The organism is Flavobacterium saccharophilum, from assembly GCF_900142735.1.
In the GTDB taxonomy this organism is placed as follows: Bacteria; Bacteroidota; Bacteroidia; order Flavobacteriales; family Flavobacteriaceae; genus Flavobacterium; species Flavobacterium saccharophilum.
The window spans coordinates 676728-691578 of sequence record NZ_FRBY01000001.1 but is presented as its reverse complement, the minus strand read 5'-3'; the positions used below and the strand labels follow the sequence as shown (position 1 = coordinate 691578).

At 34.8% G+C, this 14851-nt stretch carries 12 protein-coding genes; all 12 read right to left on the bottom strand.

Features of this window, described 5'->3' with window-relative positions:
• Nucleotides 1-9: 9 nt before the first annotated feature.
• A complete protein-coding gene (locus tag BUA98_RS02935) occupies nucleotides 10-978 on the bottom strand; it encodes a SphA family protein (protein ID WP_072970145.1) in 969 nt (322 codons plus the stop codon).
• Nucleotides 979-1037: 59 nt separating this feature from the next.
• The gene (locus tag BUA98_RS02930) at nucleotides 1038-2267 is read right to left on the bottom strand and encodes a helix-turn-helix domain-containing protein (RefSeq protein ID WP_072970144.1); all 1230 of its coding nucleotides are present in this window, start codon (nucleotides 2265-2267) and stop codon (nucleotides 1038-1040) included.
• 145 nt (nucleotides 2268-2412) lie between these two features.
• Complete coding sequence (locus tag BUA98_RS02925) at nucleotides 2413-2994, bottom strand: DUF4136 domain-containing protein (protein ID WP_072970143.1); 582 nt, start codon at nucleotides 2992-2994, stop codon at nucleotides 2413-2415.
• 336 nt (nucleotides 2995-3330) lie between these two features.
• Entirely contained in the window at nucleotides 3331-4731 is a 1401-nt protein-coding gene (locus tag BUA98_RS02920; RefSeq protein WP_072970142.1) for a DUF2252 domain-containing protein, read from the bottom strand.
• An 11-nt stretch (nucleotides 4732-4742) separates the two neighbouring features.
• Nucleotides 4743-6215, bottom strand: coding sequence for a DUF1254 domain-containing protein (locus tag BUA98_RS02915; protein WP_086065125.1), 1473 nt, complete (start codon nucleotides 6213-6215; stop codon nucleotides 4743-4745).
• Nucleotides 6216-6268: 53 nt separating this feature from the next.
• On the bottom strand, nucleotides 6269-7720 hold the full coding sequence (locus tag BUA98_RS02910) for a DUF1254 domain-containing protein (RefSeq protein WP_072970141.1): 1452 nt from the start codon (nucleotides 7718-7720) through the stop codon (nucleotides 6269-6271).
• A 57-nt stretch (nucleotides 7721-7777) separates the two neighbouring features.
• A complete protein-coding gene (locus tag BUA98_RS02905) occupies nucleotides 7778-8593 on the bottom strand; it encodes a hypothetical protein (protein WP_072970140.1) in 816 nt (271 codons plus the stop codon).
• 28 nt (nucleotides 8594-8621) lie between these two features.
• Complete coding sequence (locus BUA98_RS02900; RefSeq protein WP_086065123.1) at nucleotides 8622-9638, bottom strand: HAD family hydrolase; 1017 nt, start codon at nucleotides 9636-9638, stop codon at nucleotides 8622-8624.
• 73 nt (nucleotides 9639-9711) lie between these two features.
• Nucleotides 9712-11415: an arylsulfatase gene (locus BUA98_RS02895; RefSeq protein ID WP_072970139.1), complete on the bottom strand. Its 1704-nt coding sequence runs from the start codon at nucleotides 11413-11415 to the stop codon at nucleotides 9712-9714.
• 638 nt (nucleotides 11416-12053) lie between these two features.
• The gene (pyk, locus tag BUA98_RS02890; RefSeq protein WP_072970138.1) at nucleotides 12054-13484 is read right to left on the bottom strand and encodes a pyruvate kinase; all 1431 of its coding nucleotides are present in this window, start codon (nucleotides 13482-13484) and stop codon (nucleotides 12054-12056) included.
• A 5-nt stretch (nucleotides 13485-13489) separates the two neighbouring features.
• Nucleotides 13490-13978, bottom strand: a complete 489-nt coding sequence (locus tag BUA98_RS02885; RefSeq protein WP_072970137.1) for an IPExxxVDY family protein — start codon at nucleotides 13976-13978, stop codon at nucleotides 13490-13492.
• A gap of 125 nt (nucleotides 13979-14103) precedes the next feature.
• Nucleotides 14104-14844, bottom strand: a complete 741-nt coding sequence (gene rnc / locus BUA98_RS02880) for a ribonuclease III (protein ID WP_072970136.1) — start codon at nucleotides 14842-14844, stop codon at nucleotides 14104-14106.
• Nucleotides 14845-14851 lie beyond the last annotated feature (7 nt).

Genomic DNA, 14851 nt, shown 5'->3' with positions numbered 1-14851 from the left:
TTATTTCAACTATTCTTTCTTTAAACTAAACACGTGAGCCAGTGTCAGGAAAAAGGTGTTTCCCTGAAATCTGTTAATAGCATCAACCTCAGCCAGCCATCTAAATCCTGCAGAAGTTTTGCAACCAATATGAAAATAGTTGATCTCGGCTCCTATCGCTCCCACACTATCCTTATCACCTTCTACAATTCCAATTACAGGAACAGGAATTTTATCAGCAGTCACTTTATATTGCAAATAGTAAATTAAACCAGCGTTCAATATTCCTGTTGGCGCTGTTTTCTCCGTATTCATCATATAGAATGTTTTCCCCAAGCCACCTTCAACACTTAAAATATCTCCGGTTTTAATATCAGTGTCTTTCTTTTTCCCATTAATTTCATAAGATGCCAAGGCAGAGAAATGAAACGTTTTTTTATCGTTAAAAAACAAGGTTGTTCCTGCAGAAAATTCATTCATGAACATTCCCAGACCACTATTATCAGATGCACCTGCAGTAAATTTTCCGGTTGGTAAGTACATTTGGTAACTGACTACAAAATCGGCTCTTTTGTTATGCCAGCCTAATTGAATGGGCTGAATATAAGAGTCTGTCAATGCCAAAGAATTATTCACATCTGCACTATTACCCTGTATTGTGTTTGCCGCAAAAGCCAATAATGCTGTTGCACCATAATTGGCTCCCAAAATTTTAAAATCACTAACCCATGAAATACCAGCGCCCGTAATAGTCATGGTAAAATCAGGCTCTATCGGTGATTTATCTCCGTTGGGATCTCTTAAAGAGGATGCCGTATAAAAATAGCCCGGAATATAAACACTAAGTGTATTGGCCGGAGTTTGAGTTCCTGATTGCAATCCCATAGCACCCAAAATATGACCGCCTTTTAATTGCGCCTGTCCTATAAATGAAACAAAAAAAAGTAGTATTGCAAATAATGATTTTATTGTTTGTTTCTGTTTAAATTTCGTTTTCATCATTTCTGCTTTAAAAATTAATAAACCCTAACAAACCCACTCTACAAACTATATCTTTTTTAGTTTGAAGATTGTTTTAAATAATAAGTAGTTGTTTTTTCAGGATTTATTCTGATTATTTTGAAATATTCTGAAGGCGATTTTCCGGTATGTTTTAAAAAAGCCCTAAAACAAGTTGTTCTCGATTTAAAACCAGAACCCCACGCCATTCCTTCAAGAGATAAATCTTTCCAGTCAGGATCGTTTATTTTTTCTTTGAAATATTCAATTCTTTTAAGGTTTACATAATCCTGAAAATGAAGATTAAATTCTGAATTAATTAAATTTGAAAGATGATGTACCGATATTCCGGTCTCTTCTGCGATATCCCGAATCACTAAATCTTTCTTCAGAAAAAGCTCTTTTGTAGCAAAGATGTTTTCTAATTGGGCAAGATATTGTTGCTTTTTTTCTGTCGTTAATTCTTTCACTACCGGCAGACTATTTTTTGTTTCATTTGTTTTAATGATTACCAAATGATTTTCTGGCTGATCAAAGTCAAAATTCTCATTTACTTCATTACTAGTATTTACTTCTTCTATTTCATTTGCATCATAGAAAATTTGTGGTTTAAAATAAAGCCATCCCACTGTAAAAACGAGCACTGAAGAAATCAGTATATAACATGAAAAGTCGATACTATCAACACGGTTTACTAAAAAATAATGTACAAAAAGCGTCGAAAACAAAAACAAGATCATCAAATTATAAAGTCGGATCCAGCTTAAAACTTTTATTCTGTTAAAGTGTTGTACTTTGAATTTTTTCAAATCGTAGTTTAAAATCATCATAGTCTGGCAAAAAGCATACATCAGCCAAATCGTTAGACTTAGCATCGAAAACGGGCTCTCTATTCTAACTGCCAAATTATTAATAATAGGAAGATCGAAATAGCTGTCAACCCATACAATTAGTGTTAAACTAAAATAGAAGATAAAAGGCAGGAAATGCATCCAATCATACTTTCTAAATATCCTGTCTGAAAACAATACACTTCTTACATATAAAAAAGCAGAAGGTGCTACTAAAAACATAAAAGATTTTGTGATCATAAACAGATCAGGAAAAGTCTTAAAACTATTGGCCGATAAGTAAAAATTATAGATGCTCACAACTGCAAGACTGAACAAAAATAGCCCTAAAAAGAAACTTTTTGAATAGTTTTTCTTTGAAAAAAGAACCATAAATGAAGTTGCAAAACCAACTATTGTGGCTACAAAGAAGAAAAGAGAGAGTACTATATCGAGCATATTTTCCGGCTTAAATTTTAAAAGGTATTTCTTTTAATTTTAAAAGAACAGACTTGGGGAGTCGTTAGAAAGGCTATACTTATTTGCCGAAACAAATAAGTATAAACGCCTTATACATTAAATTTATAAGCTATAAACTGGTCAACTATTTTTTGGCTAATCCCGGAGGAAAACCTTCCAATATTTTTTTAATTGCACCATTGATAAATTCTTCAGGATTATCAGGTTTGCTATCAATTTGAGCGTTCCCGATTCCCTGCCAAACCAGTTTGCCTGTTTTGGTAGATACGATATCAATTATCAATGAACCATCAACATAATCGTAAGTATTAAATGTTGTTGAGCCACCGCCCATCATGGCACCACCACCCCAATATCCATAAGGACGGTACATTCCACCGTAACCATAGAAATTAGTATCGGCAGTAACTTGTGTTTTATTTTTTAGGATAGATACTGCATTTACTTTTAAGTCCGGATTAGAAGACGTTTCTGTAAAACCTTTTGCAGTCATTTCGGCACGAATAGCTTTTGCAACACGATCAACATTAAGTTGATTTACCTGACCTTCCTGAGCTTTCAAATCATAAACCGTGAAAGTCCTGTATTCGCCAAAATTAGCTGAATGGTCATAATCAGTAGTTACTTTAACAGTTGGAGAACAACTGATAAGCAATCCCATTACAAAAAACGGGATAATACGAAGATTCTTTCTTTTAATATTCATTTTGTGGTATTTAGATTAATGATTAAATTCGTTTAATGTGACATTATTGAAATCATGATCAAATCTAGCATGAAAGGCAAATCATGTTAAACAGTTGTTAAAAACACACAACTCCTTATATAACAATTCCTTACTATACTCTCAAAGATAAATCATTTTGTTTAATTAACATAACAGAGTGGATAAAATTCTTACTTATTTTAAGGTTACTTTATTTTTATTCATTCTAAGTACCCTCAAAGCCTATAGCATCATTTTTAGTGCAATAAATAGTATCTTTAAAGAGACCGTAATGGCATTTCTTATTATAAATTCAATTTTACTAATTATTGAAAGTTATATTTCTTCTGAAATTGGTAATCTTCCTTCTTTAATGGCTTCCAGCATTTTATAGTAATCAGCCTCATTTTGATTCGCATACGAAACCGAAAATTTTGCAATGGCATTGGCAAATTCATTTCCTTTGCCGAGATATCCTGATAAGATGGAAGGATCTCCGGTACGTGCATGCGATCTTGCCAGTGCCCAACCACAGGCTTTTGCATACGAGGCCATGTTTTTGGGTTTCATAATTTCAAGAACGGGTTTCACTTTAGCATCACGAAGCTGACGGATATAAAAGAACTTATCCTGACTATCGTTTGTCCATCCTAAAAACATATCCGAAGCGGATTGCATCAACTTTTGTCCCCTGACAATTCGTTCTCCCTGATGACTGTAGTTGCCTTTTGTTTTTACATGAGCTTCTAAAACACTTTGTCTGGCTTCTTTAAACTGCAAGAAGATAGGCTCGCCTGTTGCCGACATCAATAAACTGATACCGCAAAGTGTTCCTACACTTCCCACTCCCACCACTTTTATGGCAAAATCGTGTAAAGCATATCGGCTAAGAAGCACTTTTTTTTCATCAGACAATGTTTCCATATACCTTTTATGTATGGTCGTTGCTTCTCTCTCAAGTCGTTTCCATTCTTCTCCTATCGGATGGTATATTAAAGGCGGTTCATCTTTTATTCTGGCACGGTTACCTTCCATATAAGTCATTTTTGCAAACTCTTTTTCATGGGCTGTAAACTCTGATGCTTTTTTTAATCTCTTTTGCTGAAATTCTTTGAGTTCTTCATCGTCTCCTCTTTCAATCAATTCGGCAAGATCAATATCAGCATACCAAATTTGAAGCGCCGATAATTGACTATAATCCAACATATTTCTTTTGTAACTATCGGCAACCTGCCAGGCAAATTCTTTACAGTTTTTACCCGAGAATTTTCTCGATCTTCCGGCAATTACAAAACTTGTCGCTAACCTTTTAATGTCCCATTCCCAAGGACCTGGAAAAGTTTCATCAAAATCATTAATATCAAAAACTATCTTTCGTTCCGGCGTTGCAAATCCGCCGAAATTCATCAGATGACAATCGCCGCAAAGCTGAACCTCAATTCCTGTATTGGGAGTATTTTCTAAATCAGCAGCCATAATTGCAGCAGCACCTCTGAAGAAGGTAAACGGACTTTCCATCATTCGGCTGTATCGTAATGGCACTAAATTTTCCATTCTTCCAACACTCGTATTTATCAAAATTTCGACGGGATCTTCACGATTTTCAGACGGATTCCATTCTTCATGAACAGACCTTGGCACCAATTTTCTAATAGCCACTCCTTTATCAAACCTCGCTGCTTTGGATGCAGCGGGATTAAATAAATTATCGTCTGTATCTGTGAATTTCTCAGCCATACGAACAAGTGTTACTTCACTTCCTTAATATCGTCCATTTTCCAACTTTTATCAAAATAAGCCTGAGTTGGTCCGTAAAAACGCATGTAGGTAAACCAGTGTTTTCCTGGTAAAGTCTGTACCCAGTTTTTCTCTTTTCCGGCTGGTGCTTTTGGTCCAAAATACAAATCGACAGAACCATCAGCATTTTTTATTAAATACTTACGGGAAGATAAATCGGCATTTTTTTGAGGATTATCAATCAGACAGCGTGTTGCTACATCATAAATCGTAATCGACCAGAAATTTACAGCTGGCGGATTTGCTGGTACATTTAGCGTATAATTTTTCCCTCCATCTAACCAGTTTCCTGTATTATCAAAATAAGAACCTAAATAGGCCTGACCCACATTTGGAATTTTGGTAATCATAGCTTTTGAATATGTTACCGCTTCATAGAAATAGGAAGTTCTTTCAAAAAATTCATCATAATTATCAGCATGTTGTGACGGATCTTTGATAATCATTACGTAATCCCATTTTTTGTCCGGCCAGTGTTTCACGTCTTTAAAACGTTTTTCGAATGAATTTGCCATTGCCATTTGCTGTCCTTTCTCTGCAGCAGCAATTAAAATTTTCTTCTGACGCTCATCCGGATTAAAAGGTTTTCCTTTTTCAATACCCAAATTTCTAAGCCACGCCATAAAAAAGCGATCACGTTCTTCTACAGGTTCGTTTTGCAAAATAGCGTGAAGACGTTCCCAATAAGCAATTCCGGTTGGCTGAATCCCTAACCACTTTTTGCCGGCTGGCGGACTAATTACTCTCGTAGCTGTTGGATTTTCCCGTTTGTCATAAGGATATATTTTTACCTGCTTCAATAATGTTTCGGTCACTTTCGGATCCGGATCTAATGTTCTAAAACCAAAAAACACGTTAACAGTATTACATGGAACTATAAAATAACCTGCTGCTTTGAAATCTTTCATTGTTGGCGGCACTAAAATATATTTACCACCTTTTCCTTTATCTGGTCCCATTTCTCCAATTACCGCCTGCTCGCGTTGCCAGAAATCTGCTAATCCACCAGCTGTATGTCCTGCGGGCATGTCGATAACAGTAGGTCCGTTTGCCGCAAGATCTATAAACGAAACAATATAAGGCGTTGTAGCATTTGCTGTAAGAATTCCTAAACGATCGTTATAATTATTATAAAGAATCAAATCATTGCTTGTAGCTTTAAATGTTTTGTATTGCTGCTGTTGCCATTCGGCGAAAGCCACAATCGGTAATCCCCACAAATAACATTGAGTTGCCTGTTGAAAATCCATTTCGTCAAATAATTTTGGAATAGATTCTTTTGAAGGTAATTCTCCATCCATTTTTATTTCAGTTCCAGCAGTTGAAACTGCTGTTGAAGCAACATTTTCTGTTGCTGCTTTTTTACATCCAAAATTTAAAATAAGAGATGAAAATGCGATAATAATGAGACATTTGTTTTTCATAATGCTGTATAATTAAATGCTAAAACTTTAATTTCCTGAATTCCGATTTGTATTTATTTCACCTCTTCAATATCTCCCATTTTCCAGGTTTTATCAAAAAATCCTTTTTCCGGTCCATAAAAACGAGCCAGTAATTCAAATTTTCTTTTCGGATCAGTCGGAACCCAATTTGATTCTTTTCCTGCGGGAGCAGTAGCGCCAAAATAAATATCTACAGAACCATCTGAATTTTTTTGAAGTCCCGGACTCGTAGAAGCACGACTAGAGTATTTCATTCCTAAAATCAAGGCGTGCGTTTCGCGATCATAAGCTGTAACAGACCAATATAGTTTTACGGGAACTTTAGCTGGTAAATGGAGTTTATACAGTTTTGAACCGTCTAATGATTGTCCATTATTATCTTTTGTACTCATCAAATAAAATTGTCCTGTACCCAAATGTTTAGCACTGAAATAAGCCATCGAATAACTTATTGCTCTCTCGTCAACAGGATAAATATTTGGCACATCATAATTTGCCATAATAGCTTTAACAACATCCTGAGATGCAGGCAATGCCCACTTTGTTCCGTCATAAAAAGGAGGAGTAAAAATGGCCTCATATTTTTTATCGATCCAGCTGTGTGCAACTTTAATTGCAGCATTAAGAATTTCCTGTCTTCTGGCATCTGCCTGAAAAGTTTTTCCTTTCTCGATTCCAATAGATTTCAATTGGTCGATCATTACCATATCACGAGTCAGCCAAGGCTCTCTTTGAACAAACTGATTTAATATTTCGAAAAAGTGCAAATTATATGGAATGGTATTGCTAAACTCAATATTTACCAAATCAACAAATTGTGTTGGAGGCGGATTATCAGCTTCTGAAAACGGATATATTTTTACTTTTTTTCCGTAATCAACTGCTCTCTTAATATCAGCCGGACTTCCGTCTGTAAGATTAGAACGCAAGATGGCAAAACCTGTATAAGTAGAAGAAGGCATTGGAATATAGCCAAATGGCACAGCACCTTTATAATTAGGCGGCAAAATGAGATATTTTCCTCCTTTACCTTTATCTACTCCCGCTGGACCAATATCTTCAATAGCCGTTTGCCAGCCATCATCTAAACTACCTGTTAAAGAGGAAACCCCTTCTACTGCCGGAATTTCTAAAACAACTGGGCCTTGTCTGGTATCATACAATGGATTTATATAGATAACATCAGGATTAGGTGTTAAGGTTTGATTCTTTGAATCAATTAATGCTGACCAATAAACAATTTGGTTGTAATCGCCTTTTGCTTTTATAAGACTTTCGTGAAGTAACTCAGAATTAACTGCAGGCATTCCCCAAATAACAGCTTCGATTGCCCGATTATAAATTATTTGCTCCTCAAAATTTGCAGGTTTAAATGCAGCTGTTCCTGTAGTATCACTAACCACATTGGTTTCATTTGTTTTTGTCGATTTAGTACAGGATACTAAAAAGCAAACTGTTACAAGTGCTAAAATTTTTGATTTCATGTCTTTTTAGTTTTGTTTCTTAAGATGGATAATTATGAATTCAGATCAGTGAATAATTTACTGTGGAAAAATAAAAGCCACGACAGCTCTTAATCCCCAATCTGGTCTTATGTCGGAATGACCGACAATTGGTATTAAAGGCATAACAGCAAATTGCATGGTTTGTCCTCCTAATTTTGTAATAGCTCCCACATTCGGGCTCACCGTAATAAGGGTTGTATTTCCCTGCCAGTTTTGCGTAATCTCTGAAGTAATACCTAAACTTGCCCCACTTTTATAACTGTGTGTTAAGAATATTTGGGTGTAAAACTGATTGAAATCAGCACGATCTGCATTGCCCGCCACTGACCAAATTTGATTGGCTAAAAAACCTATAGAAAGTCCTTTTCCCTGATGCATAACGAGGACACTTGGTCCAATACCAAATTTTTCTGTTCCTAAAAATTTTTCGGTAGCAGTTGGAACCAAAAAAGCGGGACCAACTCCCAGAATAATTCCTTTAGTTTTAGGAGCAAAAAAAGCGGTTACGGTAGCATCGCTTAAGCCAAACTCATGTGTGTTTTCGCCAGTAACATCCTGTTGATCTACCACCGGAAGAATATAACGGGTAATTAAATTTAAATTTTCACTTAATTTAAAAGGAACTACGGGCTGTATATTGATCTGATATTTTGAACCGTTATAGGGGCCAATGCCATAAGTCAGATTATTTTGCAGCGGCACACTAATTAAACTCGCCACAGGATTTGCCATTTTATCGGCTAATTCCTGTGCGCTTGATCCGGTTTTTTCTTCTTGTGCAAAAGCATTAAAATTTAAAAGAAAAAAAAGTGCGGCAAATAAAGATTTAAGTGAAGTGGAATATACTTTCATAATTTTTTCCTTTTTGATTTTATAATAATTATTTATCCGGAAATATTTTTTTCCAATCGTCCTTCATGCTAATTACATGATATTTATATTTAGCGGCAGTATTTAAAGACAAATTATCTTTTTCCTGATAACTATATTCCCTAATAGAATCGTTATGGTTTACAATCATTTGAAAAGATGGATATTTACTTCCTGAAGAATATCGTAGCATGGCAAGATCTCCTGCTCCGCCTTCATTTCCACAGGCAAAAACAGGTCTCTGACCAATGTGTAATTGTATTCCAACTGGTTTTCCCGCTTTGTCATCTAAGAGATCTAAAGCAGGTTCTCTTTTAATGGAATTTGTTGCATCGTCAAAAGTGTATTTAAAAGATGTTCCCACTACTTGGTCTTTTGGAATACCATAAAAATCAGCTGATATTGCTCTTACTAATTCAACCGTTCCACCCGTTACAATGAAAGTTTTGAAACCATTTGCACGCAAATAATTTAAAAGCTCTAATTGTGGCTGGTATCTGATTTGTTTTAATGGAACATTTCTACCAGGATATTGGGCACCAGCAAAAAACTCTTTTGTAGCAGCTTCAAATTCATCTTCGGTCATGCCAGTATGTGTGGCAGCGACCAATTCGATTAAGGCTTTATCGCCTCCTTTTTCAAAAAAGGTTTTGTCTTTTTCTACAACAGCTTTAAAAGGTTGTTTTTGAGCCAAAGCAGGATTTTTTTCAATCATTTTTTTTACTCTGTAAAAAGCAAATAATTCCTGAACATATGGTTTTTCAGCCCAAAGTGTTCCATCATTATCAAACGTTGCAATTCTGCTTTCAACCGGAATAAAATCCGGGCTTCCTTCTTTTGTTACTTTAGTTACATACGCTATAATATCGCTTTTGAGTGTACCATCATTCCAGCTTGGCAACGGATCGCCGCTTGTTGCAACCGTAGTTGTACTGTCTTTTGAATCGGGAGTTGCAACGGTATCTGTTTTTTTACAAGAAACAAGTAACAATAAAAATAGGGGCAATACATATATTTTCTTATACATAATATTGATTTTTTAAGTTATTGAAAAGCTTGAGCCATTACTGACTCAAGCTTATTATTTACTCTTTTTATTTTTATTTTTTCTTTTTATCTGTTTTTGCATTGGCATCATCAACACTTTCTTTTCCATCACCTGGCAGAATTTTTCTTTCCTTTTCTAAAAATGCCTTCGCTTTTATTTGCAATAATTTTTGCTCCAATATAGTAGTTGGATTAAAACTTGGAGGTACAGAACGAGGAGGATATTTATCAAATGTTTCTGCAAAAATAAATACCTGCTCCATAAGACCATATACTGATGGAACGTGATTCATAATCCAATCCCAATAGGTATTCGAAGTTATATCTGCCCTTTCATAAGGATCTTGCATTAAATTGAATATTTTTTGCATACGAAGTTTTGTAAATGGCTCTGCCCAAAGTCCCATCGTACCCTGCATACGCTGTTCAGCAAAAACATATTTATAATCTCCCTGACGCAACCCTACCAATAAACCATCATCATCTGAATAAAAGAATTTATCTCTTACACTTGGTCCTGTCCCACGAAGGATTGCAGACTGATCAAATCCATCTAAGTGAACATTATAGTTTTTACCATTTGCACTATACCCGTTCAATAATTTTTTTGCTAAATCTGGTTCACCTGCAATTGAAGCCAATGTTGGCATCCAGTCATTATGACTCATCATTTCATTTGTAATTTGTCCTGGTTTGATTACGCCTGGCCAACGTACTAAACAAGGAACTCTAAAAGCACCTTCCCAGTTTGTATTCTTTTCAGAGCGAAATGGTGTCATAGCACCATCAGGCCATGTATTCATGTGAGGACCATTATCTGTAGAATAAACCACTAGCGTATTATCAGCAATACCTAAATCATCTAATACTTTCAAAAGATCTCCAACTGTTAAGTCGTGCTCAATCATACCGTCAATATATTCACTGTCACCATGTGTATATTTCCCTCTGTGTTCTGGTCTTACGTGCGTACGCAAGTGCATACGGGTACCATTCCACCATACAAAAAACGGTTTTCCTGCTGCATGCTGTCTTTTAATAAAATCGATTGCTGCCGCAGATGTTTCGTCGTCGATAGTTTCCATTCTTTTTTTAGTAAGAGGACCAGTATCTTCGATTCTTTGTTTTCCAATTTTTCCAAAACGAGGATCCGGAATACTTCCATCATCAACATTTGTTGCAGTACATTTTAAAACTCCTCTTGGCCCGAATTTTTTCAAGTAAGAAGGATCTTTAGGATAATCCGGCAATTCTGGCTCTTCTTCAGCATTTAAGTGATACAGGTTTCCGAAAAATTCATCAAAACCATTTACAGTTGGTAAACTTTCGTTACGGTCACCCACGTGATTTTTACCAAACTGACCTGTAGCGTAGCCCAAATTTTTCATAATACCTCCAATAGAAGGATCTAACTGGCTCATACCCATTGGCGCACCTGGAAATCCTACTTTGGTTAACCCGCTTCGAATACCATGCTGCCCTGTAATTAATGCAGCACGACCCGCAGTACAGCTTTGTTCTCCATAATATTGTAAAAATCGAATCCCTTCATTGGCAACACGATCAATATTAGGAGTTGTATATCCCATTAATCCATCGCTATAAGCACTAATGTTACTTATACCAATGTCATCTCCCCAAATTATTAAAACATTGGGCTTTTTCGTATTTTGAGCACTCACTTGTATCGTGAAGCATGAAAATGCCAAAAGCATCATTGTGTTTTTAAAAACACATTTAAGTCTAACTTGTTTCATGGTAGTAAAATTTGTTAATAGTTCTTGTTATAAATGATATGCGTATAAAATCTAAAAGAGTATTATTTTATTTTTCCAATAAGAAAATTCATTTAGCGTGGAACATGTTTCAAATTTTTTATTTTAAAATTCGGCGAATTTGAAACAAGAATTTTTCTTAACATTTTATTATGTTTCTCAAAATTAACTAATAAAAAAACGAACAATAGTATTTATAGGGGATGACATTGTTTCATTTTATAAAATGAAACGTTAAAAATCTTTTATTTTGCTCCATGATGTTTCATTTTATAAAATGAAACATATAAAAAGTGTCAAAAGAAGTAGTTATATTCTGAACTTTATTTTATAAAAAAGGATTTTTCGATGTAAAATTCTTTTTTTTTATAAAGTGTTTTTTGCAGAATAATGTAAAAAAGAAAGTGTTTTGTAATAGTTAATTCTCTTAGTAAGTGGTAAATGTTTACTATTTCAAACTAATACATTAAACATAGTTGTATAATAATTCAGAAAATACCTATTTAACAGATTTGTTTACAGCAACATTTTCACTGAAAATTTTAAATAAAATTGGAAAATTTTGGGCAAAAAAAAGCCGTCAAAATAATTTGACGGCTTTTAAATATGGTAAGTTTAGACTATTCTATTTCAGAAACTCTCATGGTATTTACCATTCCTTTATCTTTAATTGGCATTGCTGCAAGGTTGATTAAGTAATCACCTTTAACGGCATATCCTTTTTCAACTGCAATTTTATTCACATCTGTTATAGTGTCATCTGTACTTTCTTCATTATCATAGAAGTATGATTTTACTCCCCATAATAAATTCAATTGTGTTAAGATTCTTTTGTTTGAAGTAAACACCAAAATATGAGAAGATGGTCTCCAAGCCGAAATCTGGAAAGCTGTATAACCACTATTTGTTAAAGTACAAATGGCTTTTGCTTTGATTTCATTTGCTAATAAAGCTGCCTGATGACAAACTGTTTTAGTAACAAAACGTTTTGTTTTAATTTGTGGTGTATTTTGCGGAACCTGAATAAGCGGAGAATCCTCAACTGCCTCACAAATTTGAGTCATTTTTTGGATAACCTGTACCGGATAATTTCCTGTAGCCGTTTCTCCAGACAACATTACAGCATCAGCTCCATCCATTACAGAGTTGGCAACGTCGTTTACTTCAGCTCTTGTTGGAGTTAAACTTGTAATCATTGTTTCCATCATTTGTGTAGCAACGATAACCGGGATTCTAGCCGTTTTAGCTCTGCGAATCAAATCTTTTTGTACCAATGGTACTTCGTGTGCAGGAAGTTCAACACCTAAATCTCCACGAGCCACCATAAGACCATCGCAATAAGCAATAATTTTATCGATGTTTTCAAGAGCTTCAGGCATTTCAATTTTAGCAACGATTGGAATTTTAACATCAGAATGCTTAGCGATCAATTCTTGTAAGTCTTGTAAATCGCGAGGTGTTTTTACAAACGAAAGTGCAATCCAGTCAACTTTTTGTTCGATAGCAAAAATAGCATCTGCAATATCTTTTTCAGTTAAAGCCGGTAATGAAATTTTTGTGTTTGGAAGATTAACTCCTTTTTTAGATTTTAATTCTCCGCCCTGAATTACCTTAGCAACAACTTCTGTCTTTTTATCAGTAGAAATAATTTCGAAAATAAGTTTTCCGTCATCAAGCAAAATACGCTCTCCAACATTTACATCATTTGGAAAATTTTGATATTTCATGAATGCTTTTTGAGCTGTTCCGATAATATCTTCTGCAGTTGTAAAAGTGATTTCATCACCATCATGAACAACAGTTCCTTCTTCCATTACACCAACTCTAAGTTTTGGTCCCTGCAAATCTCCAAGGATAGCAGTTGTGTAACCAAACTCTTCGTTAAGGCCTCTAATAATATTAATTTTATCTTTTACTCCTTCGTAATCAGCATGCGAAAAATTGATTCTAAACACATTAACCCCTGCTTCGATCATATCCTTGATAATCTCTCTCGTACTACATGCAGGCCCTAGCGTAGCAACAATTTTGGTTTTCTTGTTTGTTAACATTTTTTTTAAAAAATTAGATTGTTTTTTGATTTTATTTTGTTGGTATCCACAGCATATATTGCTGCAATACTTTCTATTGAATTTAGTTGTTGCTGAATTTCTGAAAAATCGACAGCCTCATCGCTATTGTCTATTTTCAGGAAAAAATCTACCTTTTTGAATTCAGGAAGTAAATGAATTGTTGTCGAAACCTCGCTTGTTTCGCTGGAAAACAAATTCTGGAAATCATTTGTACTCACAGAAATGATTTCATTTTTATTCTGAATCAAATTCCAGGAAATGGCTTTTTCGGAATCATAGTAATAAAATCTGGAAAAATTTGCCTCACCTTCCTTAGTCTGAGCATGGATCTCGTTTTTGCTCTTACTTAAGTTGATCGGAAGGTTTTTATTGATAAAATAGGCCAATCTATAATCTTCTAATGAAGTATGAATTGCCATTAAATAATAATCAATCTCGTCAAATTCGTCTAAATCCAATCTATGAATAGCCATATCATGAAAAATCAAGGTGTAAATATACTATTTCTAACGGAGCATCAATAGTTAAGATGTGGATGTTTTTGTTAATTTATAAACGAAAACGTTATAGCTTTAAGAAAGTAACGGTATTTTTGTAGTTATTTCTTATCTATTTTCTCCTGAAATGCAAAATAAGCTCTTTGTGATGCTTTTTCTTCTGCTTTCTTTTTTGAAGTTGCTCGCGCTCTTGCGATTACTTTATCGTCTATACTTAATTTGACACCGAACAGGCGTTGTCCGTCAATACCGTTATCTTCAAAAATGTCATAATGAAAGACTCTCTTTTCTTTCTGACACCATTCGATAACCAAACTTTTATAGCTAATTACCTTCCCTTCAAGTCTTGCAATATCGACATAAGGTGTAATTACTCTTTTTTGTATAAATTTTTCGCAAAAAGCATATCCTTTATCCAGATAAATAGCTCCAATAAGCGATTCGAAAATATTACCATGAATATTTTCACCAAAGTGCTGAATAGGCACTTTACTTTCTACGAAACGCACTAAATTCAAGTCTTTGCCTAATTCATTCAAATGCTCACGACTGACAATTTTAGAACGCATTTTTGTCAAATAACCTTCGTCGCCATTAGGTGCTTTGTTAAACAAGTGCGCTGCAATTACAGCACTTAACATAGCATCTCCTAAAAATTCAAGTCGTTCGTAATTTATTGGATTTCCAGATTCATCAAGTTTGTTTGAAGACCGGTGCGTAAATGCTTTCTTATAAAAATCAATATTCGCTGGCGGAAAACCAAGTATTTTCTGAATAGTGTCAAAAAAAATCCCGTCTTCTAGAGAACGGGATTTAGAAAATATTTTTTTGATAATATTCATATACAGA